This is a genomic window from Mesorhizobium marinum (assembly GCF_040813675.1).
GTDB classification, from domain to species: domain Bacteria; phylum Pseudomonadota; class Alphaproteobacteria; order Rhizobiales; family Rhizobiaceae; genus Mesorhizobium_K; species Mesorhizobium_K marinum.
This window is the reverse complement of record NZ_JBFOCI010000037.1, coordinates 1-707: the sequence shown is the minus strand read 5'-3', so window position 1 is coordinate 707 and position 707 is coordinate 1. Positions and strand designations below refer to the sequence as shown.

The window sequence follows — 707 nt, the reverse complement described above, 5'->3', positions numbered from 1 at the left end:
GGGTTGATGACGGCGGCAAAGTCCTTGATGCCGAACATGCCGAGGTTGGACACCGCCGTCGTGCCGCCCTGGTATTCTTCCGGCTTCAGCTTCTTGTTCCTGGCGCGTGCGGCAAGGTCCTTCATCTCGTTGGCGATGACCGACAGCGTCTTCTCCTCGGCGCGGCGGACGATCGGCGTGATCAGCCCGCCCGGGATCGAGACGGCGACGCCGACATCGGCGTGGCGGTGCTGCACCATCGCGCTTTCCGTCCACGAGACGTTGGCCGCCGGCACGTCGCGCAGCGCCAGCGCCATCGCCTTGATGACCATGTCGTTGACCGAGACCTTGTAGGCGGGCTCCTCGCCCTTCTCCGTCTTCTTCACCGGGGCTGCGGCATTGATCTCGGCGCGCAGCTTCAGCAGCGCGTCGATCTCGCAGTCGAGGGTGAGGTAGAAATGCGGGATGGTCGACTTCGCCTCGACCAGCCGGCGGGCGATGGTCTTGCGCATGTTGTCGTGCGGGACGAGTTCGTAGGAGCCTTCCTCGAACAGCTTCAGCACGGCGTCGTCGGACATCGGCCTGACGGCGGGAGCCGCGGCCGGCGCGTCGGCCCTTGCCGCGGGCGCGGCCTTGCCGCCGGCGACCATCGCCTCGACATCGGCCCGGACGATGCGACCGTGCGGGCCGGACCCGGCGACCGACGCGATGTCGACGCCGGCGTCCTT

General features: G+C 68.2%; 1 protein-coding gene. It reads right to left on the bottom strand.

The annotated features are described in order from the left end of the window. Positions 1 to 707: 2-oxo acid dehydrogenase subunit E2 (locus ABUE31_RS22745; protein WP_367726046.1), on the bottom strand; the 707-nt coding region annotated here is incomplete at both ends.